This window comes from Caballeronia fortuita (assembly GCF_001544835.2).
In the GTDB taxonomy this organism is placed as follows: Bacteria; Pseudomonadota; Gammaproteobacteria; order Burkholderiales; family Burkholderiaceae; genus Caballeronia; species Caballeronia fortuita.
In genome coordinates this window covers 262,114-282,471 of sequence record NZ_FCNX02000004.1, presented here as the reverse complement: position 1 = coordinate 282,471, position 20,358 = coordinate 262,114, and the positions used below count along the sequence as shown (strand labels likewise).

The 20,358-nt window shown below is 64.8% G+C and carries 22 protein-coding genes; 10 read left to right on the top strand and 12 right to left on the bottom strand.

All coding sequences use genetic code 11. The features are described 5' to 3' along the window. Positions 1-137 precede the first annotated feature (137 nt). The 3 genes from AWB77_RS10300 to AWB77_RS10290 are packed head-to-tail and all read right to left on the bottom strand — an operon-like array spanning position 138 to position 3,069. Positions 138-1,031: a tyrosine-protein phosphatase gene (locus AWB77_RS10300; protein WP_061134323.1), complete on the bottom strand. Its 894-nt coding sequence runs from the start codon at positions 1,029-1,031 to the stop codon at positions 138-140. After that, positions 1,028-2,335, bottom strand: coding sequence for an ATP-binding protein (locus AWB77_RS10295; protein ID WP_061134322.1), 1,308 nt, complete (start codon positions 2,333-2,335; stop codon positions 1,028-1,030). Before AWB77_RS10295 ends, AWB77_RS10300 begins: the two co-directional genes overlap by 4 nt. Positions 2,336-2,340: 5 nt before the next feature. Continuing rightward, a complete protein-coding gene (locus AWB77_RS10290) occupies positions 2,341-3,069 on the bottom strand; it encodes a response regulator (RefSeq protein WP_061134321.1) in 729 nt (242 codons plus the stop codon). 244 nt (positions 3,070-3,313) lie between these two features. Here AWB77_RS10290 and AWB77_RS10285 point away from each other — a divergent pair, with 244 nt between their 5' ends. Continuing rightward, complete coding sequence (locus tag AWB77_RS10285; RefSeq protein ID WP_061134320.1) at positions 3,314-4,063, top strand: response regulator; 750 nt, start codon at positions 3,314-3,316, stop codon at positions 4,061-4,063. 11 nt (positions 4,064-4,074) lie between these two features. Here AWB77_RS10285 and AWB77_RS10280 read toward each other — a convergent pair whose 3' ends face one another. From AWB77_RS10280 to AWB77_RS35715, 4 genes are read right to left on the bottom strand one after another with little or no spacing between them, the layout of a single operon-like run. Beyond that, positions 4,075-4,740, bottom strand: coding sequence for a flagellar basal body L-ring protein FlgH (locus tag AWB77_RS10280; RefSeq protein WP_061134319.1), 666 nt, complete (start codon positions 4,738-4,740; stop codon positions 4,075-4,077). A gap of 20 nt (positions 4,741-4,760) precedes the next feature. After that, positions 4,761-5,381 carry a hypothetical protein gene (locus tag AWB77_RS10275; protein WP_061134318.1) on the bottom strand — a complete coding sequence of 207 codons (621 nt, stop codon included), beginning with the start codon at positions 5,379-5,381 and terminating at the stop codon, positions 4,761-4,763. 1 nt (position 5,382) lies between these two features. Next, positions 5,383-5,565 (bottom strand): DUF6726 family protein, encoded by a 183-nt coding sequence (locus AWB77_RS10270; RefSeq protein ID WP_061134317.1) that lies wholly within the window; start codon positions 5,563-5,565, stop codon positions 5,383-5,385. Between the two features lie 2 nt (positions 5,566-5,567). Then, a complete protein-coding gene (locus AWB77_RS35715; protein ID WP_157694791.1) occupies positions 5,568-5,735 on the bottom strand; it encodes a hypothetical protein in 168 nt (55 codons plus the stop codon). A 393-nt stretch (positions 5,736-6,128) separates the two neighbouring features. On the opposite strand from AWB77_RS35715, the gene AWB77_RS10265 reads away from it, so the two are divergent. The 5 genes from AWB77_RS10265 to AWB77_RS10245 are packed head-to-tail and all read left to right on the top strand — an operon-like array spanning position 6,129 to position 11,415. Further along, positions 6,129-7,088, top strand: coding sequence for an ABC transporter substrate-binding protein (locus tag AWB77_RS10265; protein WP_061134316.1), 960 nt, complete (start codon positions 6,129-6,131; stop codon positions 7,086-7,088). A gap of 6 nt (positions 7,089-7,094) precedes the next feature. After that, positions 7,095-8,615 (top strand): sugar ABC transporter ATP-binding protein, encoded by a 1,521-nt coding sequence (locus tag AWB77_RS10260; RefSeq protein ID WP_061134315.1) that lies wholly within the window; start codon positions 7,095-7,097, stop codon positions 8,613-8,615. Continuing rightward, complete coding sequence (locus AWB77_RS10255; protein ID WP_061134314.1) at positions 8,608-9,666, top strand: ABC transporter permease; 1,059 nt, start codon at positions 8,608-8,610, stop codon at positions 9,664-9,666. Before AWB77_RS10260 ends, AWB77_RS10255 begins: the two co-directional genes overlap by 8 nt. After that, positions 9,663-10,685, top strand: coding sequence for a galactofuranose ABC transporter, permease protein YjfF (gene yjfF, locus AWB77_RS10250; RefSeq protein ID WP_096031110.1), 1,023 nt, complete (start codon positions 9,663-9,665; stop codon positions 10,683-10,685). The genes AWB77_RS10255 and yjfF overlap by 4 nt, the downstream gene beginning before the upstream one ends. 7 nt (positions 10,686-10,692) lie before the next feature. Further along, on the top strand, positions 10,693-11,415 hold the full coding sequence (locus AWB77_RS10245) for a FadR/GntR family transcriptional regulator (protein WP_061134313.1): 723 nt from the start codon (positions 10,693-10,695) through the stop codon (positions 11,413-11,415). Positions 11,416-11,418: 3 nt separating this feature from the next. On the opposite strand, the gene AWB77_RS10240 is transcribed toward AWB77_RS10245, so the two are convergent. Both AWB77_RS10240 and AWB77_RS10235 read right to left on the bottom strand, forming a co-directional pair. Next, a complete protein-coding gene (locus AWB77_RS10240) occupies positions 11,419-12,582 on the bottom strand; it encodes a phytanoyl-CoA dioxygenase family protein (protein ID WP_061134312.1) in 1,164 nt (387 codons plus the stop codon). Positions 12,583-12,643: 61 nt separating this feature from the next. Then, on the bottom strand, positions 12,644-13,423 hold the full coding sequence (locus AWB77_RS10235) for an AraC family transcriptional regulator (RefSeq protein WP_061134311.1): 780 nt from the start codon (positions 13,421-13,423) through the stop codon (positions 12,644-12,646). A gap of 103 nt (positions 13,424-13,526) precedes the next feature. On the opposite strand from AWB77_RS10235, the gene AWB77_RS10230 reads away from it, so the two are divergent. Further along, positions 13,527-14,480: a quinone oxidoreductase family protein gene (locus tag AWB77_RS10230; protein ID WP_061134310.1), complete on the top strand. Its 954-nt coding sequence runs from the start codon at positions 13,527-13,529 to the stop codon at positions 14,478-14,480. Positions 14,481-14,483: 3 nt separating this feature from the next. On the opposite strand, the gene AWB77_RS10225 is transcribed toward AWB77_RS10230, so the two are convergent. The 3 genes from AWB77_RS10225 to gcvA all read right to left on the bottom strand — a co-directional run bounded on the left by AWB77_RS10225 (position 14,484) and on the right by gcvA (position 16,836). Continuing rightward, positions 14,484-14,822, bottom strand: coding sequence for a DUF3140 domain-containing protein (locus AWB77_RS10225; RefSeq protein ID WP_061134309.1), 339 nt, complete (start codon positions 14,820-14,822; stop codon positions 14,484-14,486). Between the two features lie 87 nt (positions 14,823-14,909). Further along, entirely contained in the window at positions 14,910-15,935 is a 1,026-nt protein-coding gene (locus AWB77_RS10220; protein WP_096031115.1) for a porin, read from the bottom strand. A 1-nt stretch (position 15,936) separates the two neighbouring features. Next, positions 15,937-16,836, bottom strand: a complete 900-nt coding sequence (gene gcvA / locus AWB77_RS10215; RefSeq protein ID WP_061134307.1) for a transcriptional regulator GcvA — start codon at positions 16,834-16,836, stop codon at positions 15,937-15,939. A gap of 102 nt (positions 16,837-16,938) precedes the next feature. Between gcvA and AWB77_RS10210 the strand changes: the two genes are divergently transcribed. The 3 genes from AWB77_RS10210 to AWB77_RS10200 all read left to right on the top strand — a co-directional run bounded on the left by AWB77_RS10210 (position 16,939) and on the right by AWB77_RS10200 (position 20,351). Beyond that, entirely contained in the window at positions 16,939-17,781 is an 843-nt protein-coding gene (locus AWB77_RS10210; RefSeq protein WP_061134306.1) for an EamA family transporter, read from the top strand. A gap of 161 nt (positions 17,782-17,942) precedes the next feature. Continuing rightward, positions 17,943-19,871, top strand: coding sequence for a sensor domain-containing diguanylate cyclase (locus AWB77_RS10205; RefSeq protein WP_061134305.1), 1,929 nt, complete (start codon positions 17,943-17,945; stop codon positions 19,869-19,871). Between the two features lie 261 nt (positions 19,872-20,132). Continuing rightward, on the top strand, positions 20,133-20,351 hold the full coding sequence (locus AWB77_RS10200; RefSeq protein ID WP_061134304.1) for a hypothetical protein: 219 nt from the start codon (positions 20,133-20,135) through the stop codon (positions 20,349-20,351). Positions 20,352-20,358: the final 7 nt, after the last annotated feature.

Genomic DNA, 20,358 nt, shown 5'->3' with positions numbered 1-20,358 from the left:
CGCTTTCCTTACGGCATCTTTCCGATGCCGATTCGCGCATGGAACCGGTGCTAATCTGCCGTCGCTGTAGCTGTTGACCGATCCCTCTTGCGGCTCGCCTGCGTTTTTCTGGCGAGCCGTTTTTTTTCAACGCGCGATCAGACGACGAGCTTCGTCCGCAACATCGTCACGTCGGCAGAAGCCATCGACAAACCCTGCGCTAGATAGTTGTTCAACGTTCCGAACTGACGATTCATCTCGTCGAACGCCGCTTCGATCGTCGCGCTTTGCGCTTGATAGAGCGGCGCGACCGTTTGCGCGTTCGTTGCGAGCCGCGTCGCGTGCGCCCCGATGCGCGCGTCGATCCGCGTCTGCGCCACGGTGTTCGTCAGCAGATAGTCCTGAATGATGACGTCGAGCGGCACGCCCGCGATGGAAAGCAGCAACGCCGCCGCCCAGCCCGTGCGATCCTTGCCCGCCGTGCCATGAAACACCTGCGCGCCTGAAACACGCGCGAGCCGCGTAAGCAGCAGGCCGAATTGCAGGCGCGCTGCCGGATCGGTGACGAGTTGACGCTGACGCGCGTTCATCCATGCGCTTGCCGCCGACGCATCGGCGGGCATCGCGGCGGCGGCGTCGATCGGCGCGATCTCGTGCGTCTCGCGCACCGCGCCCGATGGCACGCGATCGGGCGCAAGCGATGCCTCGGCCACCGCGCGCAGATCGTGCACCATGCGCAGCGAGAAACGTGCGAGCAACGCCGTATCGGCATCGTCGGGCGTGAGCGCGCCCGAGCGAAAGAACACGCCGCGGCGCAAGCGGCCGCCATCGACGGTCGGATAGCCCTCGCCCACGCCTGCCACGTCGCGAAAGTTTTCGACGGACGGCAGCGCAGGCGTTTCCATCGCGCTCTGTTCGTCGTTCGCGCCGCCGCACGCGGAGAGCAACGCGCCCGCACCGAGCGTCGTCGATAGCAACGCGACGCGCGCGCCGCTGCCAATGAACGCGCGGCGCGACATATCGGCGGCGCGCAAGGTCGAAGCAGGCTTCATGTTTCTTCAATGGGAATGACGATGCGCACGATCAGCCCGCCGCTCCCGGCGTTGCCGATCTCGCAGCGGCCGCGCTGCTCGCGCGCAAGACGATCGACGATGGTGAGCCCGAGCCCGCAATGCCCGTTGCCGCCGCGCGCGGGATCGAGCCGCACGAAGGGCCGCAGCGCTTCGTCGAGACGCTCGTCGGGAATGCCGGGGCCGTGGTCGCGCACTTCGATCAGCCATTCGCCGTCCTGCCGCGCTGTGCGGATTTCGACGGGAGGCTCGCCGTATTCGAGCGCGTTGTCGACGAGATTGGTCATCAGACGGTCGATGAACGTGCGAGGCAGGCGAAGCGCATCGCCCGCCTCGAGCGACAGCGCGAACAACGGCACGTCGCCATCTTCGGGCGATGCGAACTGCTCCGCGATGAACGCATCGACGCGAGTCTGCGAACTCTGCGCCGGCGAACGCCCCGCGAATTCGAGAAACTGCTGCACGATGCGCGTCATTGAATCGATGTCGCGCAGAAAGTGCGCGCGCTCGCGCTCGTCCTTCGCGAGCACGCTTGCGCGCAGCGACAGACGCGTGAGCGGCGCCTTCAGATCGTGCGCGATGCCGGCGAGCATCACGGCGCGGTCGTCGTCGGTATCGGTGAGCTTCTTCATCATCTGATTGAATGCGCCGATCAATTCGCGCAACTCGCGCGGCCCATTCTCCTCGATGGGCACCGGCCGCTCGCCGCCGCCAAAGCGCCGCGCGGCCTGCGCCACACGCGCGAGCGGCCGCTGCAACTGCCATGTCGCGATGAGCGAGAGCACGAGCGCGCCCGCGAGCAGCACGACGCCTTCGGTCATGAACGGCGCGGGCGGCGGCAAATCGATCGGCGCGACGATCCACACGTTGCTGTCGGGATAGCGCACCCAGAGCCGCGATTTGTTGTGCGCATCGCTATCGATGGCGATCTGCGTCCCGTTCGGCAGGCGGCTGGCGAGCTGGCGCGCGAGATGTCCGTGACGCGTCTTCGCCGGATCGCGCAACGAGAGCCCCTCGGGCATGTTCCACACCGGCACGATATGCACGCGCGTCTCGCGCATGAGCCGTCCGCCGAGCGCCACATCGTTATGCGCCGCTTCGAGCACGATCAGAAGCGCGCGCGCGTAACCATCGGCTTCCTTGTGCGGACCTTGCACATGGAGAATCGCGAACCAGCCGACCTGCAGCGTGACCAGCACGCAAATCGACGCGATCGCCATGCGGCCGAACAGCGAGTCGATAAAACCGCGCGCACGGCGCACGAACCGCCAGCAAAGCGAACGCATGCGGCTCAGGCTCCGGTCCAGTCGGTCTCGGCGGCGTCCGCGTCGGGAACGAACACATAGCCCTGGCCGCGCACCGTCTGCACATGTCGCGGATGCGACGGATCGTCCTCGATGAGACGGCGCAGCCTCCAGATCGGCACGTCGAGGCCGCGATCGCGGAAAGGCAGTTCGTCGCGATGCACGAGATCGTGGATCAGCACGCGCGACAGCACCTTGTACGGATGCTTGATGAAGACCTTGAGCAGCGCGAACTCGCTGTCGCGCAACGCGATGCGTTCGTCGCCGCGCAGCAGCGAGCGCGTCACGAAGTCCACCTCGAAGCGCCCGAAACGTTCGCGCGGCGCGGGCTCCGGCCGGCTCGGCGCGACGGCGCGCCGCCGCAGCACGGCTTCGATGCGCGCGAGCAGTTCATGCGGATCGAACGGCTTGGCGAGATAGTCGTCGGCGCCGGATTGCAGTCCCGCGATCTTTTGCGGCACGCTGTCGCAACCGGTCACGAAGATCACCGGAATGTCCTCGCCCGCCGCGCGAAGATCGCGCAGCGCGCGCAGGCCGTCGGTCTCCGGCATCATGATGTCGAGCACGACGATGGACGGACGTTCGAGTTCGAGCCTGCGGCGCAGCCCGGCGCCGTCGTGCAGCACGGAAACGTCGATGCCCTGGGCGTTGAAGAAATGGCGCAACAGGTCGCGCACCGCGGGATCGTCGTCGACGATGAGAACCGATGTAGACATCCCAAAATTCTATTCGTACACAAAACCCTTACCGCGCGTCGCACGTCCGGCGCGACATTACGGATTCTTACCGCATGCGTCTTTCAGCCGATGAACCGGCGCTGCACGCGCGTGCTATTTCCGCGCGGAGCCTCGCACGCGCGAGAAGCGGCTATGTACCAACCGGTGAAACACGCCGTAACGGAAAGAAACGGTAAGTTCGCGACCGGCGCGATGGCGTTTGCCTTGCGCTTAGAATTCGCGGATGACACCACATGTACTGATGGTCGACGACGATCCCGTCGTACGCGACCATGTCCGCGATTATCTGCAGCAGCATGGCTTCGATGTCTCCGTTCTCAGCGACGGCACGGAACTGAAGCGCCGCGTGCAGGCCGAGCGCCCCGCGATGGTCGTCCTCGACGTGATGATGCCCGGCAAGGACGGCATCAGCGCGTTACGTGAATTGCGCAACGCCCGCGACGATATTCCCGTGATTCTTCTGACGGCGCGCTCGGACGTGCTCGATCGCGTGATCGGCCTCGAACTCGGTGCGGACGATTATCTCGGCAAGCCCTTCGATCCGCGCGAACTGCTCGCGCGCATCCGCACGATCCTGCGTCGCCGCGAGCCCGCGCCTTCCCATGCGGCGAGCGCGCCCGAGATGCGCCCTGCGTATCGCTTCGGCCCGTTCGAAGTGGACTTCGGCGCGCGCGAATTGCGCCGCGGCGGCGAGCGCATCGCGTTGCGTTCGGGCGAATTCGCGCTGCTCAAGACGCTCGTGAAGAACGCGATGGTCGTGCTCACGCGCGCCGAGCTCAACGAGAAGATGCGCGGCAACGGCGCGCATCGCGATCGCAGTCTCGATGTCGCGATCTGGCGTCTGCGTCGTCTGCTCGAAATCGATCCGTCGGAACCGCGCTATGTGCAGACCGTGTGGGGCCAAGGCTATATTTTCGTGCCGCACGGCGATCCAACGGCGGCCGGACGCATTGCGGCGTGCGCGCAAGCGTAGCTGGCGCAACGTCAGAACGTCAGCACATTCATAAACAGCCGTTGCAGCCAGCCCATCGTCGTCGAGTCGGCGAGCATGCCGACGCCCGCCTGTTCGATGCGCGCATTCGCGACCTTGTTCGACGCGACGTAATTGCCCGCCTCGATATCCTTCGGATTCACGATGCCCGAGAAGCGCAGACGATCCTGATTGCCGCTCATCGCAATGATCTTGTCGCCCGCGACGACGAGATTGCCGCCCGGCAACGCGCCGATCACCGACACCGCGAGCGTGCCGCTCATCGCCGAAAGATTGCTCGTCTTGCCGTTGCCCTTGAACGACGTATCCGCCGTGCCTACGTTGAACAGGCGCGCAAGCCGCGCCGCCGCGCCGCTCGACTTGTCGGCGGCCTCGGCGCTGATGCTGCTCGCGCGGCTCGCGGCGGCATCGGCGGAATTGCTACCTTGATACGACTCCGCCAGACGGATCGTCAACACGTCGCCGACCTTCTGCGCCCGCGATGTCTCGTAAAGCGACACCGACGATCCCGCCTGATAGATTGCGCCCAATGTGTTGACGTTGACCGGCTGCGAGACCGCCGGCGCATACGTGGGCATCTCGACGATCGAGCGCGATTCCGTCGATGACGAGCACGCGGCAAGTACGAGCACCGCGCAAGGCAATGACGCCAGTTTCATGAACAATCCTCTCCTTCGATTCAGGGCGCGTCGTGCACGGCGGCAAGACGCCAGCGGGCGGTCGTATCGCGCAGCCACGCTTCATACGCTTTGAGCCGATAGATCACGCGCGCCGACGCCGCCGCGCCGTTCGCTTCCAGCGTGATCGAACTCGTCGCGTTCTCCCACGTTTGCGTTCGATAGCCGTTCGCGCGCTCGACGCGTCCTTGTCCGAATCTCGACGACAGCCCGTTGGCGAAGTCATCGGCGACGTGTGCATCGATCACGAACGACATCCGGTAAAGCCGCGGCGACGCATCGCCCGGCATCGCCATGAAGCGCAGCACGTGATCGCGCGCGGGCACGCCATCGACGACGGCCAGCGATGCGCTCCAGCCCGTCTGCGTGCGATGCGCCCACTTGCACGCGATGCTCAGGCTGTGCGCATCGCGCAGCACCATGCCGAGCGATGCCGCTTCGATGTCCGTGTCGCATACCGCGACGCTGCCGGGCGGCGTGGCGCGCGCGGGTTCGTCGCGGCGGAACGCATCGAGCGCGATGCCGAGCGGCAGTCCGCGAAAATCGAAAGGCTTTTGCGCAGCGGCGAGCGCGGGGATCGCCATGCAAACGGAGAGCGCGCTGCGGAGTAACGTTCGCTTCATATCAGTCGATGGCGGTAGCGCAGGCATCGAACGGCGTGGACGCGGCATGACCCACGACGGGCACGATCTTCAGCACCGCCGATGTCGCACGGCACGGCAGCGCGGCGAGCGCGCAGCCATCGAGCATGAACGGGAATGCGGCGAGCGCGGCGCAGGCGAGCGCGAGACGAAAGGACGACGGCATGATTACGCGGTCGTGTCGACATGGCTGCCGAGATGCGCCGGATTGCTCGACGGCGTCTTGAGATCGGGCGTGCCGGTCGGCAATGCGGGCGTGTCGGTGGCGCGTTTGATGGACTGCGCGTGCGGCAGCGCCTGCGTCGTGTGTTGTGTGCTCGGGCCGGTGACGTTCATGCTGCATGCTCCTCGAAGATGAGAGACCGTTGCGGATTGCAACGGACGCAATCTTCTCCGGGCACGCACTGCGGCGATCAGCCGATCAACACGCGCTTTCCTCGAGTGCTTACGAGCGCTTACCAGCTATTTCGCAGCTTGAAATGCGATGCTGCGCCGCAATGCACGACGCGAGATCGTATTACTGTTTCCGCGCTCAAAGCGGGTTAACGTGAATGCAAAGAGGCCAAATACCTTCATATAGTCAATCTATCTCGACGCCGGTTGCATCGAACGATCAAAACCCAAATACCGGAATGGCGGCGAGATAAATAGAAGAACGAATTAACAGGTTATTCCAGAATCCTTCGAACAAGGTCGGATAAATAGCCAACGAATGGAGGAACCACTGACATGAAACGCCGCACCGTGTTGGTCGCGCTGTCCGCCGCGCCGCTGGGCGCCATGCTCCCGCTTTCCGCTTTCGCGCAAAAGCCCATCGTGCTCGGTTTCGCGCAAGTGGGCGCGGAGAGCGAATGGCGCACCGCGAACACCGAGTCGATCAAGTCGAGCGCGAAGGATGCCGGGATCGACCTGAAATTCTCCGACGCGCAGCAGAAGCAGGAGAACCAGATCAAGGCGATCCGCTCGTATATCGCGCAAAAGGTCGATGTGATCGCGTTCTCGCCCGTCGTCGAGACCGGCTGGGACACCGTGCTCGTCGAGGCGAAGAACGCGAAGATTCCCGTCGTGCTGACGGATCGCGCGATCAGCAGCAAGGACGAGACGCTCTACGTGACGTTCATCGGCTCGGACTTCACCGAGGAAGGCCGCAAGGCAGGCCGCTGGCTCGTCGAGAAAGAGAAAGGCAATGCAGGGCCGATCAACATCGTCGAGTTGCAGGGCACGGTGGGCTCGGCGCCCGCGATCGATCGCAAGAAGGGCTTCGAGGAAATCATCAAGTCCGACCCGAAGTTCAAGATCATCCGCTCGCAGACCGGCGACTTCACGCGCGCGAAGGGCAAGGAAGTGATGGAGGCGTTCCTCAAGGCCGAAGGCAAGAAGATCAACGTGCTCTACGCGCATAACGACGACATGGCGATCGGCGCGATCCAGGCTATCGAGGAAGCGGGCATGAAGCCGGGCAAGGACATCATCATCATTTCCGTCGACGGCGTGAAGGGCGCGTTCGAAGCGATGATGGCGGGCAAGCTCAACGTATCGGTGGAATGCAGTCCGCTGCTCGGGCCGCAACTGATGTCGGTCGTGAAGGACATCAAGGCGGGCAAATCGGTGCCCAAGCGCATCGTGACGCAGGAAAGCATCTTCCCGATGGAGGTCGCGGCGAAGGAATTCCCCAACCGCAAATATTGAGCGACGATGACATCGCCAGTCTTGGAGTTGCGCGGCATCGACAAGCGCTTCGCCGGCGTCCATGCGCTGCAGGACGTGAACCTCACGCTCTATCCGGGTGAGGTTCACGCGCTCATGGGCCAGAACGGCGCGGGCAAGTCGACGCTCATCAAGGTGCTGACCGGCGTCGTGAGTCTCGACGCCGGCGAGATCCTGCTCGACGGCCGCGCGATCCGCCCCGACTCGCCGCTCGCGGCGCGACGGCTCGGCATCAGCACGGTCTATCAGGAAGTTAATCTGTGCCCGAATCTGTCGGTGGCGGAGAACATCTTCGCCGGCTATTTTCCGCGGCGCGGCGCGCTCGCGGGTTATCGCATCGACTGGGACACGACGCATCGCGAGGCGCGTGAGCTGCTCGCGCGCATCGGGCTCGATATCGACGTGACGCGCGTGCTCACGAGCTATTCCGTCGCCGTGCAGCAGATGGTCGCGATCGCGCGTGCGCTGAAGCTGTCGTCGAAAGTGCTGATCCTCGACGAGCCCACCTCCAGCCTCGACGACGACGAAGTGCGCCGTCTCTTCGACGTCCTGCGCCGCCTGCGCGAACAAGGGCTCGCGATTCTCTTCGTCACGCACTTTCTGAATCAGGTCTACGCGATCTCGGACCGCATCACCGTGCTGCGCAACAGCCGGCGCGTGGGCGAATGGCGGGCAAGCGAACTCGGCACGCAGGCGCTCATCGCCGCGATGCTCGGGCGCGAACTCGCCGCCGCGCAAGCGCGTCAGACACCGCCCGACGACATCGACACGGCCACGCAGGAAACGGCGCTGCTCGACGCCACGGGCCTCGGCCAGAAAGGACAGCTCCAGCCGCTCGATCTGCGCGTGCGCGCGGGCGAAGTGGTCGGCGTCGCGGGCCTGCTCGGTTCGGGGCGCACGGAACTCGCGAAGCTGCTGTTCGGACTGGAGAAGCCCGACGAAGGCGAACTGCGCATCGACGGCATGCCGGTTTCGTTCACGACGCCCGCGCAGGCGATCCGTCACGGCATCGCATTCTGTCCCGAGGAGCGCAAGGCCGATGGCATCGTCGCGGAACTGTCGCTGCGCGAGAACATCGCGCTCGCGTTGCAGGCGCGCATGGGCGCGCGGCGCTGTCTCACACGCGCGGAACAGAACGCGCTCGCCGAACGTTTCGTGCGCGCGCTCGGCATCAAGGCCGCGACGCTCGACATGCCTATCGGCCTGTTGTCCGGCGGCAATCAGCAGAAGGCGCTCATCGCGCGATGGCTCGCGACCGAACCGCGCCTGCTGATTCTCGACGAGCCGACACGCGGCATCGACGTCGCCGCGAAACAGGAAATCATGGACGAGATACTCCGGCTCGCATCGACGGGCATGGCCGTGCTCTTCATCTCCTCGGAGATCTCGGAGGTCGTGCGTATCGCGAATCGCATCGTCGTGTTGCGCGACCGGCGCAAGGTCGGCGAATTGCCGGCGGGCACGAGCGAGGACACCGTATGCGAACTCATCGGAGCCGAACATGGATGACAGCGTGCGACGCATGACGCTTCGCTCGGCGATGGAGCATCGGCTGCTCTGGCCGATCGTCACGCTCGCGCTGCTGCTCGCGCTGAACGCGGCGTTCAATCCGGGCTTTCTGCATGTGGAGTGGCGCAACGGGCATGTGTACGGCAGTCTCGTCGACATTCTCAATCGCGCCGCGCCGCTCGCGGTCGTCGCGCTCGGCATGACCATCGTGATCGCGACGCGCGGCATCGACATATCCGTGGGCGCGGTCGTCGCCATCGCGGGCGCGGTTGCCGCATGGGCGATCGGCGGATCGGTCGCGGGCAACGTCACGCGCTTCGCGCTGCCCGTCGTGATCGTGGCGGCGCTCGGCGTCGCGTTGCTGTGCGGCTTGTGGAACGGCCTGCTCGTCGCGCGCGCGGGCATGCAGCCGATCATCGCGACGCTCATCCTGATGGTCGCCGGACGCGGCATCGCGCAACTCATCACGAACGGCCAGATCATCACGATCTACTATTCGCCCTACTTCTTCTTCGGCGGCGGTTATCTGCTCGGCTTGCCGACATCGATATGGATCGTCGCGCTCGTCTTCGTGCTGCTCTATCTCGCGATCACACGCACGGCGCTCGGGCTCTTCCTTCAGGCCATCGGCATCAATCCGACCGCGGCGCGCGTCGCGGGCGTTCAGGCGAGGCGGCTCACGCTCGGCGCGTATGCGTTCAGCGGCTTGTGCGCGGGCGTCGCGGGCATACTCATCAGCTCGAACGTAAAGAGCGCCGACGGCAACAATGCGGGCCTGCTGCTCGAACTCGATGCGATCCTCGCGGTGACGCTCGGCGGCACCGCGCTGACGGGCGGGCGCTTCACGCTCGCGGGCAGCGTGATCGGGGCGCTCATCATTCAGACGCTCACGTATCTGATCTATTCGCTCGGCGTGCCGCCGGAGGTGAATCTCGTGGTGAAGGCGATCGTCGTGTTCGCGGTGATGATGCTGCAATCGGGCGAATTCCGCGCGACGGTCGTGAAGTTCGCGCGCCGCCCCGCGCCTGGCCATAGCGAGGTGCGCCGATGAGTTCGGACCTGCGCACGCTCACGCAACATCGCAAGGATCCTGCGCCGCCGCGCAAGGCCGCGCGCAGCCGCTATCTGCCGCTGGCCGCGACGGTCACGCTGTTCGTCGCTGTATCCGTGCTCGGCTCGGTGATGTACACCGGCTTCTTCTCGCCGCAGGTCTTTCTCAATCTGCTGATCGACAATGCGTTTCTGATCGTCGTCGCGGTGGGCGAGACGTTCGTGATTCTGTCGGGCGGCATCGATCTGTCGGTCGGATCGGTCATCGCGCTCACGACGATGGTCTGCGCCGCGCTCGTCGAGAAAGCGGGCTGGCATCCGCTCGTCGTGATTCCGCTCGTGCTCGCGATGGGCACCGTCTTCGGCACGCTGATGGGCTGGCTGATCGCGCGCTTTCGATTGCAGCCGTTCATCGTCACGCTTGCCGGGATGTTTCTCGCGCGCGGCCTGTGCTATCTCATCAGCATCGATTCGATCAGCATCACCGATCCGTGGTACGCGGCCGTGTCGCAGATTCGCATTCCGGTGATGAGCGGCGCGTCGCTGTCGCTCGGCGCGGTGATCGCGCTCGCCGTGCTCGCGGCGGCGGTGTTCATCGCGCATTACACGCCGTTCGGCCGCACGATCTACGCGGTCGGCGGCAATCCGCAATCCGCGCTGCTGATGGGCCTGCCCGTGAACGCGGCGACGATCGGCGCGTATGCGTTGTCGGGCTTCTGCTCGTCGCTCGGCGGCGTGCTGTTCACGTTCTACATGCTGTCGGGCTACGGCCTGCACGCGATGGGCCTCGAACTCGATGCGATCGCCTCCGTCGTGATCGGCGGCACGCTTCTGGCGGGCGGCGTCGGCTATGTGATCGGCACGCTCTTCGGCGTGCTGTTGCTCGGCATCATCCAGACGCTGATTTCGTTCGATGGCTCGCTCAGTTCCTGGTGGACGAAGATCGCGGTCGGCGCGCTGCTGCTCGTGTTCTGCCTGTCGCAGCGCGCGTTCGGCGAGCGCCCGGCGGTGAAGCGCTGACGACGTTATGGACTATCGCCATCCACAGCCCCGCAAAAGCATGCACGCGCGCATCGTGCAGGAACTGGGCATCGATATCGTGAGCGGCAAGTTGCAGCCGGGCGATCGCCTGCCCGCCGAAGCAAAGCTGTGCGAAGCCTATGGCGTGAGCCGCCCCGTGTTGCGCGAAGCGACGCGCGTGCTGGTCGCGAAAGGACTCGTGCTCTCGAAGCCGCGACTTGGCAGCGTCGTGCGCGCACGCGATGAATGGCACACGCTCGATCCCGACGTGCTCTTCTGGACCATCAACAGCGTGCACGAAGGCGAGTTCTTTCAGTCGCTGCTGGTGGTGCGCAGGATCGTCGAACCGGCGGCGGCGGCGCTTGCGGCATCGAATGCGACGCAAGAGGATGTCACGCGCATTCGCGATGCGTACGAGCGCATGTCGCATGCGCCCACGCCCGAGGCGTTGCTCGCGCCCGATCTGGAGTTTCATCGCGCGATCATGTCAGCGACGCATAACGACATGTTGATGTATATCGGGCACATGTTGTCGCTCGCGCTGTCGGAGTCGATCAAGCTGACGAGCCGGCATCCGGACACGCATGCGCTGTCGCTGCCTCGGCACAAGGCGATTCTGACAGCAATTGCGAATCGCGATCCACTCGGCGCGCGTCATGCGAGTCTCGTACAGCTCGATAACGCGAAGACCGATGCGGAGAATGTGTTGTCTGCGGTTTATCAGGAGTAGGTTTTACGTACTCCGCCGCCAGGCATTGTCCTGCAACGCCTTCACCAACATATCCACAGCCCACGCTTCATCGAGCGCCTGACGCAACAGCGCCTGCTGACTCTTCGGCGCAAGCCCGCCGATCGGCGGATCGCGATCGAGGTTCGTCGGGAACGCATAGCCTTCCGCGCACGATGCAATCACCGCATCGATCTCTTCATCGCTCAGACGCGCCGTCGATCTGTAATCGAGCAGCACCGGATAAACCGCCTCGCACATGCGCGCCCGATCGAGCGTTTCCATTGCGCGTCCATACGCCGATGAAACCTGCAGCAGGTTCGCCATGCGCTGCACATCGCGCGTGCGGTTCGCGCCCGCCGCATGAAAAAGCGCGGGGCTGAAGAAGAGCGCATCGCCCTTCTTGAGCGGCACTTGCACGTAATGCGACTCGAAGTACTCGCGGAAGTCCGCGCGACGCCACGCGAGATATCCCGGCGCATAGCGTTGCGAGAACGGCAGCAGCTTGGTCGGACCGCTTTCGACGGGCATGTCGCTGTGCGCGACCGCGCCCTGCAACGTGAGATACGGCGACATCGCGTGGACGTGCGCCGGATAGCGCCGCACTTCATCGGCGGTCTGGAAACCGAGGTGATAATCGCGATGCGCCTGTTGTGCGTCGCCGCCAGGCCGCACGACATTGACTTGCGATGTCATCTGAAAACCCGGCCCGAGCCACGCCTGCGCCGCGCATTCGATGAACCGGTTCGCAAAGTAACGCGCAAACACGCGCGGTGCCTGCAGACAGAGCTTTTCCTGCGCATTCCAGATGCGATCGTTCGCGCCCGCCTTCGCGAAGTGATCGCCCGCGCTCGCGCCGCGTTCACGTTCTCCGCGAATGATCGATTCGAACATTTCTGTGGCTTCGTCGACGGGACGCGTGTCCGCATACGCATGTTCGAGCACGAACACGCCCGCGCCGTCGCGCAGGACCGCCGCCCACTCCGCCTGCAACGCCATGCGCGCCGCCGCATCGTTCAACGTGTTCTCGAGCGCGCGGCAATCGTAAAGCGGAATGCCCTGCGCGATGCCGGACGCGAACGCGGGCTTGCTTTGGGAATCGCGTTTCAACGCTCGCTCGAAGTCTTCGAGCGAGCAACCGTCCTCCGTGTACCAGTTCGTCTCGTCCATGTGTCGCTCCGCTTTCGCTCCGTTTTCTTCAAGGATAACGGCTCGCGCGGCTGTCCGGCGATCAATCTTGCGTCGTCATGTAACGTCCCGGCGTCGTGCCGAAGGTCTTGCGGAATACGTCGATGAACGCGCTGATGTTGCCGTAGCCGAGTTCGAGCGCGATCGTCGTGACCGGCACGCCATCGGCCACGCGTTCGAGCGCGCGCAGCATGCGGGCCTGCTGCCGCCACTGCGCGAACGTCAGCCCGGTATGCGCAACGAAGCGGCGGCTCATCGTGCGCGGCGACACGCCCGCCCACGCCGCCCATTCCTCGAAACGGCGGTTGTCGGAGAGATCGTTCGCGAGCGCATCGGTGATCTTCACGAGCGCCGGATCGCGCGGACGTTGCAGATGCAGCGGCTCTTCGGATGCAGCCGCGAGTTCGTCGACGATCACGCCCGCAATGCGCGCCCGCGAGGCTTCGAGCGGCGCGTCCGCCCACGTCGCCGCGCGATGCACGGCCTCGCGCAGCAGCGGCGTCGTGCGGATCGCGCGCGGCTCCATAGGCAGCATCGTGCAATGCGCCTCGGCGATGAACACGCTCCAGCCCGAGAACGGCCCGAACGAGCGCACCGAATGCACGCGATGCGGCGGAATCCAGATCGCGTGGATCGCGGGCACGACCCACTGCCGCGCATCGACGCCGATCGACAGCAGCCCGATCAGCGCGCCCATCAACTGCCCGCGCGCGTGACTGTGCGCGGTCATTTCGCGCGGCCCGGCTTGCGTGAGTTCGGCGGCGGCGAGAAACGGGCCTTCGTGCGACGTCACGAGGTCCGCGCGGATGATCGGTGTGTGCATGGCCGGATTGCGGTATCGATTGGCCTTTATACCGGAGACCGGCCGATCGCGCACGCCTACACTGGCTGCATCGATCAAGCACATTCAACGCAAAGGTGATCGCATGAAAGCAGCAGTCGTCAGCGGGCCGGGACAGAAGCCCGTCTATGCCAAGTTCGATGAACCCGCCGCGTCGGACGGACATTGCGTCGTGCGCGTGGGCGCATCCGCGCTGAGCCAACTGGCGCGCGCGCGGGCTTCCGGGCAGCATTATTCGTCGACGGGCACGTATCCGTTCGTCGCGGGCGTCGATGGCGCCGGGCGGCTGGACGACGGCACGCGCGTCTATTTCTTCGCGCCCGCCGCGCCTTTCGGTGCGATGGCCGAACGCACGCTCGCAGCCGTCGCGCAGTGCATCGCCCTGCCCGACGCGCTCGACGACATCACCGCCGCCGCGATCGCGATTCCCGGCATGTCGTCGTGGGCGGCGCTCACCGAGCGCGCGCGTTTCGTCGCCGGCGAAACGGTGCTGATAAACGGCGCGACGGGCGCGTCCGGGCAACTCGCGGTTCAGGTCGCGAAGCAACTCGGCGCCGGCAGGATCATCGCGACGGGACGCAATCGGGCGGTGCTGGACAAGCTGCGCGCGCTGGGCGCCGATACGATCATCCCGCTCGGCGACGACGAAGCCGCGCTGGACCGCACGCTCGAAGCAAGCTTCGCCGATGGCGTCGATATCGTGCTCGACTATCTGTGGGGACCGAGCGCGCGCGCGATGCTGATGGCGGCGGCGCGGGCATCGGATGCGCAGCGCGCGCTGCGCTTCGTGCAGATCGGCTCGATCAGCGGCGGCGAGATCGCGTTGCCTGCCGCCGTGCTCCGGTCGAGCGCGATCACGCTCATCGGCAGCGGGCTGGGCAGTATCGCGTTCGAGCGCCTGCTGGTCACCGTGCGCGCCGTGCTCGATGCCGCCGCGTCAGGCGGGCTGCATGTCGATGCGAAAGCCGTGCCGCTCGCCGAACTCGACGCGCACTGGGACGATGACGACGGCATGCGCACGGTCTTCGTCACCGGCTGAGGCTTATTTCAGCGGATCGTGGCCCCAGTTCATCAGCGAGTAACGCCAGTGCGAATGCTCGACTTCGTGCGGGCGTTGCGCGAGATGCCGCTTGATATAGCCGACGACCTTGCGCATGTGCGCGTAGTCGCCATCGCCGAGATCGGCTTTCTTCTTGCCGAGAATGTCGATGATATGTCGGCCCGACTTGTGCCCCACCGATTCGCCGCCGCCGCTCTTCTGGCCGACTTCGCGCGACTCGTCGGTTGCTAGCCATTTGTCGAGTTGCGCAGGCGTCATGTTGACGAGGTCCTTGAAGGCGTCGTAAGTGGCGGCGTCGTCATCGTGGTGCTGGGTGGTCATGAGCTGCCTCTTTCATCGGGCGATGTGCATGGCTGAGGTTCCAGCAAGCATCACGCCCGCACCGAATGACGCATCGCCAACCGAAGATCAGAAGCGCTCGATCATCCCGACCTGCACCCCGCGCACCGGCGCGCCCGGATAAGCCGCCGGAATCCCGACGACGTTCACGCCGCGCAGCGTGAAGGTCGCGTCGCCGTGATTGCGCAGCATCGCGCCGCTCGCGTAGAGCAGCACCTTCGGCGACAGGTCGTACTCGCACGCGACGCTGAACTGGTCCGCATCGTTGTCGCCGCCGGAGCGATCGCGTGCATACGCATAGCCGAGCGATGCGCGCAGGCGCGGGCTGACCGCATAGCGCATCGATAACGCGAGGCCGTCGCTGTGATAGCGCGGCGCGCCGCCATCGCCATTGAAATACGACACGAACGCCGTCGTCTTGCCGATGCGATACGACACGCCGCCGAGATTCGCGCGCAAGCCCGCGTCGCCCTGCGTCTGCTGATGCGCGTAGGAAATGCGGAACGGCCCGTTGCGATACGCGAACGTCTCGTAGTCGCCCGCGAGTCCGTTGCCGTCGCCGCTGTCGCGCAATGCGACCATGAGCGTCGTCGTGAAGCCGTGAACATCGGGCGACAGATACGTGATGCCGTTGTTCGTATAAGGCGTGATCTTCGACAGATTGTTCAGACCCGACGCAATCGTGCCCGCGCCGAAGGCATCGAGCCCGCCTTTGAACGGAATGTAGATCGGCGAATATTGACGGCCCATGCGGAACTCGCCCCACGGCACGCCGAGACCGATCCACGCCTGCCGGTTGAAGAGCGTGTTGGCCGTCGCGAAGGTGCCATCGGCGGAATTGAAGCCGCTTTCGAGATCGAAGAGCAGACGCGTATCGGCGCTCAGTTGCTCGTAGCCGCGCAGGCCGAAGCGCGAGCCGCGATACGCGCCCGAATCCATGCGCGGCGTCCACGACGATCCAGGATTCGTCACTTCGATGCTCGTATCGATCGTTCCGTACAGGGTCACGGCGCTCTGCGCATGCGCCGATACACCGAAGCCGCAGATCATCGCCGCTAGCGCCAGCACGCGAACGCACGAGTTCGATGCCCGCATGTCACGCGCTCCCGAACGCATCGCCTTCATCCTCCAGCCACGTGCGGAACAGCACGATGAGATCGTTGCCCGCCTTTTCATCGGCGATATAGGTGCAATAGCTTCGCGACGGCAGACGCGGACCGTCGAACGGCGCGACCAGCCGGCCCGTGGCGAGATCGTCGGCGACGAGCGCGCTCGGCCCCATCGCGATGCCCATGCCATCGACGGCCGCCTGCAAGGTCAGATAGAAGTGGTCGAAAGTCAGCACCGCTGCGGGCGTCAGCGCGGGCAGGTTCACGAGTGCAAGCCAGTCGGGCCAGACGCGCGGCAAGCTCGACGTATGCAGCAGCGTATGCCGCCGCATGTCGTCGGGCGTGCGCAAGGGCAGACGCCGCAACAGCGCGGGGCTGCACACCGGCATGCGCTCTTCCGTCAGGAACGGCCGCATCACGTAGCCGTAGAACGTGTCGGGGCCGCCGCGAATGACGACATCGCACGCGTCCTTCAAACGCTCGACCGGCTCGTTCGACGTTTCGATCCTCACTTCGACATCGGCATGATTCGCGCGGAATCGTTCGAGCCTCGGCACGAGCCAGCGCAAGGTGAAGGTGGCGGGCGCGTTGACCGTGAGCGTGCGCGACACGGCCTCCGGCAAGCCGTAACGCGCCGTCGCCTGTGCAAGCTGCGCGAAAAGCGGTCCGATTTCCGCGAGATACGCGCGCGCCGCCGGCGTCAGCACGACGCGGCGGTTATGACGCTCGAACAAGGGCGCGCCGAGCCACGCTTCGAGCAGCCGCACCTGCTGGCTGATCGCGCCGTGCGTCACATGCAGTTCGGCCGCCGCTTCCTTGAAGCTGCCGAGCCGCCCCGACGCCTCGAAGGCGCGCAGCGCGTTGAGCGAAGGCAATGCAGATCTCATTCAGAGGAGATTTTCTAACGCGACAGCGCAATTTATATGGTTTGTGGCCCGGGTACAAGATAGTTAATCTATGAAATACCCGTCACGTAATCTACATAAACGATGTTCACCTACACCGGCGGTGTCGTCCTCCTCGCAGCCGTGCTGCATGCAAGCTGGAACGCAATGCTCCACGGCAATCGCGACCGCTTTCTCTCGATGACGTGGATGAGCATCGCCATCGGCGTCGTGTCCTCGTTCGTCGTCTTTTATCTGCCGATGCCCGCGAGCGCCGCATGGCCGTACATCGTCGCGTCGGGGCTCGTGCATATTGTCTACAACGTGAGCCTCGTGCGTTCGTACCGGCGCGGCGATCTCGCGCAGGCTTATCCGATCGCGCGCGGATCGTCGCCGATGCTCGTCACGCTCGGCGCGGCAATCTTCGCGCACGAGGCAATCGGTCCGCTGCACGCGCTGGGCATCGTGCTGATCTCGGGCGGCATCATCGCGCTTGCATTGCAGGGCGGCCACGTATCGCGCGCGGGCGCGCTTGCCGCGCTGACGACCGGCGTGACCATCGCAATCTATACGGTGATCGACGGAATCGGCGTGCGTCTTTCGGACGGCGAAGCGCTCACCTACACCGCGTGGATGTTCATGTTCTACTGGATCATGCCGCTCATTTTCATCGCGCGGCGCGGCGCGGCAGCACTCTGGACGCCCTTCAGGGACGCGCCGATGGCCATCGGTTCGTCGCTCGCGGGCGGCCTCGTGTCGATTGCGGCCTACGGCATCGTCATCTGGGCGATGCAATCCGGCGCGATGGGCGCGGTGTCCGCGTTGCGCGAGACGAGCGTGGTGTTCGCGGCGCTGATCGGCCGCGTGTTCCTGCGCGAGCCGGTCAGCGCGAAACGCTGGCTCGCGTGCGTGGTGGTCGCGGGCGGCGCCGTCTGCCTCGGACTTTGAACGACCGTTCTCTTTTCGAGCGTGAGGCAGATGCCGCGAACTGAGGGAAAAGCGGGCCTTTGATCGGCGGATCGGGATTGCGTACATTTCGATACATTGCTCATCGTGGCATTGGGCCCGATGGCAATCCGGGACGCAACCCGAACGAAACGAGAATAACCTTGCAACCCGTACACGAATGGCATGCGGCGCCTCTGCCCGCCGAAGAAGCAAAGCGGCTTCGATTGCTGCGCCGCCTGGATCTGCTCGACACGCCGCAGGAGGAAGTCTTCGACCGCGCGACGCGCGTCGTTGCCGAACTGTTGCAGGTGCCGATCGCGCTGATATCGCTCGTCGATGAAAACCGGCAGTGGTTCAAGTCGCGCGTCGGACTCGATGTATGCGAAACCGCGCGCGATGTGTCCTTCTGCGCGCACGCGGTACATTCCGAACGCCTGTTGCTCGTCGAGGATACGCACGCCGATGCGCGCTTCGCCGGCAATCCGCTCGTCACCGGCGCGCCGCACGTGCGCTTCTACGCGGGCGTGCCGCTACGCTCGTCGCACGGGCCCGTGCTTGGCACGCTCTGCGCGATCGACACGCGGCCGCGCACGCTCAGCGCATCGGCGCAAGCTGCGCTCTGCGATCTCGCGGCGACCGTCGAGCGCGAGATCGTGCAGCGCGAAGCCGCGCGAGAGACGCGCCAGATGCAGGAAGTCGACCGCCGCAAGCTGCGCCTGTCCGAAACGCGCTTTCACACGATCTTCGAGCAGACGCCGACGGGCAAGGCGATCGTCGCGCTGGATGGCCGCTTCGTCGAAGTCAATCCGAAGCTCTGCGAAATCACCGGCTACAGCGCCGACGAACTCGTTTCGATGACCTTCCAGCAGATCACTGAGAAGGCGGACCTTCCGACCGATCTGCGGCACGTCGCCGAATTGCTCGACGGCACGCGCAAGACTTATACGCTCGAAAAACGCTATCGCCGCCGCGACGGCGAGCCGGTGTGGATCGAGCTCTCCGTTGCGCTGATCCGCGACGACCGCAACCGGCCGCTGCACTTCGTGAGCGTGATGCACGACATCACGAGCCGCAAGCACAGCGAACAGGTGTTGCGCGATTATCGTCAGGAGCTCGAACGGCGTGTGCTCGAACGCACCTGCGAGCTGACGAGCAGCCGCGCCACGCTGCAGACGATCACGGACAACCTGCCCGTGCTGATCGCTCATGTCGACGCCGGCCTGCGCTACCGCTTCAACAATCAGGTGTATCGCGAGGTGTTCGGCGTCGAGCCTTCCGCGTTGCGTGGAACGCACGTGCGCGAGGTGATCGGCTTGGCGACGTTCGAGCGCTGCCTGCCCTACTTCCGGCGCGTGCTGGCGGGCGAACGCGTGTCGCACGAGGACATCGTCTACGAAGGCGCGCCGAGCCGCATCTGGAACGCGACGTATATCCCCGAGTTTCAGCGCGATGAAGTCGTCGGCTTTTACATCATGTCGCAGGACATCACCGAGACCAAGCATCGCGAGAATCAGATGCGCTCCGAAGTCATGCTCGATGCGCTCACGGGCTTGCCGAACCGCCGCGCGCTCGCCGAGCAACTCGCGCTGTGCATCGATGCCGCCCGCGACGACGCCGTGCCCTTCGCGCTCTTCTTCATGGACCTCGACGGCTTCAAGAGCGTCAACGACCAGCACGGCCACGACGCCGGCGATGCGCTTCTCAGACAGGTCGCCGCGCGCCTGAAGAAAACCACGCGCGCAGGCGATCTCGTCTGCCGTCTCGCCGGCGATGAGTTCGTGCTGCTTGCGCGCGGCATTTCGTCGTCGAGTGCGTGCAGCCGGATCGCGCAGGACATCTGCCGCGCGATCGGACGGCCGTTCGCGCTCGGCGAGGCGGAAGCGCTGCTCGGCACGAGCGTCGGCATCGCGATGTGCGCGGGCGGCTATGACACGTCCGCCGAAGCGATACTCGGCGACGCAGATCGCGCGATGTACGAGGCCAAGCGCAAGGGACGAAACGGCTTTCGCTTCGCCTCGGTAATGGCGGACGCCGCGCCGGCCGTCAACAACTATCTCGAAGCGCATCGTCACGAGGCAGTCAGTCACTGAATTTTCATGATGCGGGATGAAGGTCCGTTTTCCGAAAATGCACGCTGCATGGCAGCACGGCGGAGGTTGCACATCGGAGAATGGCCTTTCTCATCATGAGAGCGTTCGGCTAGTGCGCTGATTCTTATCGCTTTTTATTTAATATTCGCTACCACGCGTCGCCGCCGGAGCGAGCGCTTTCTTCGCTAACCTCTTATACAAGAGGCGCACATTCGCCGACGCGAACCGCCCGCTGCTTTCCAATCAAGCTGGAGAAACGCGATGCAGAATGTCTATATCGAACCGATGCCGAAGGGTCAGTGGGGACCTATCGACGGCTATGCGCTGGAATTTCCCGACGGCACGCGCATGACGCAGCAGCGTTATCCCTCGGAGCGTCTCGCCGTCGACGAGATCAAGCTGCGCGGCTATGCGCCGATGATCGCGAAGGTCCGCGTGACCGACAAGACCGTCGACGAACATTGGGAACTGGTCGAATAAACTGGTC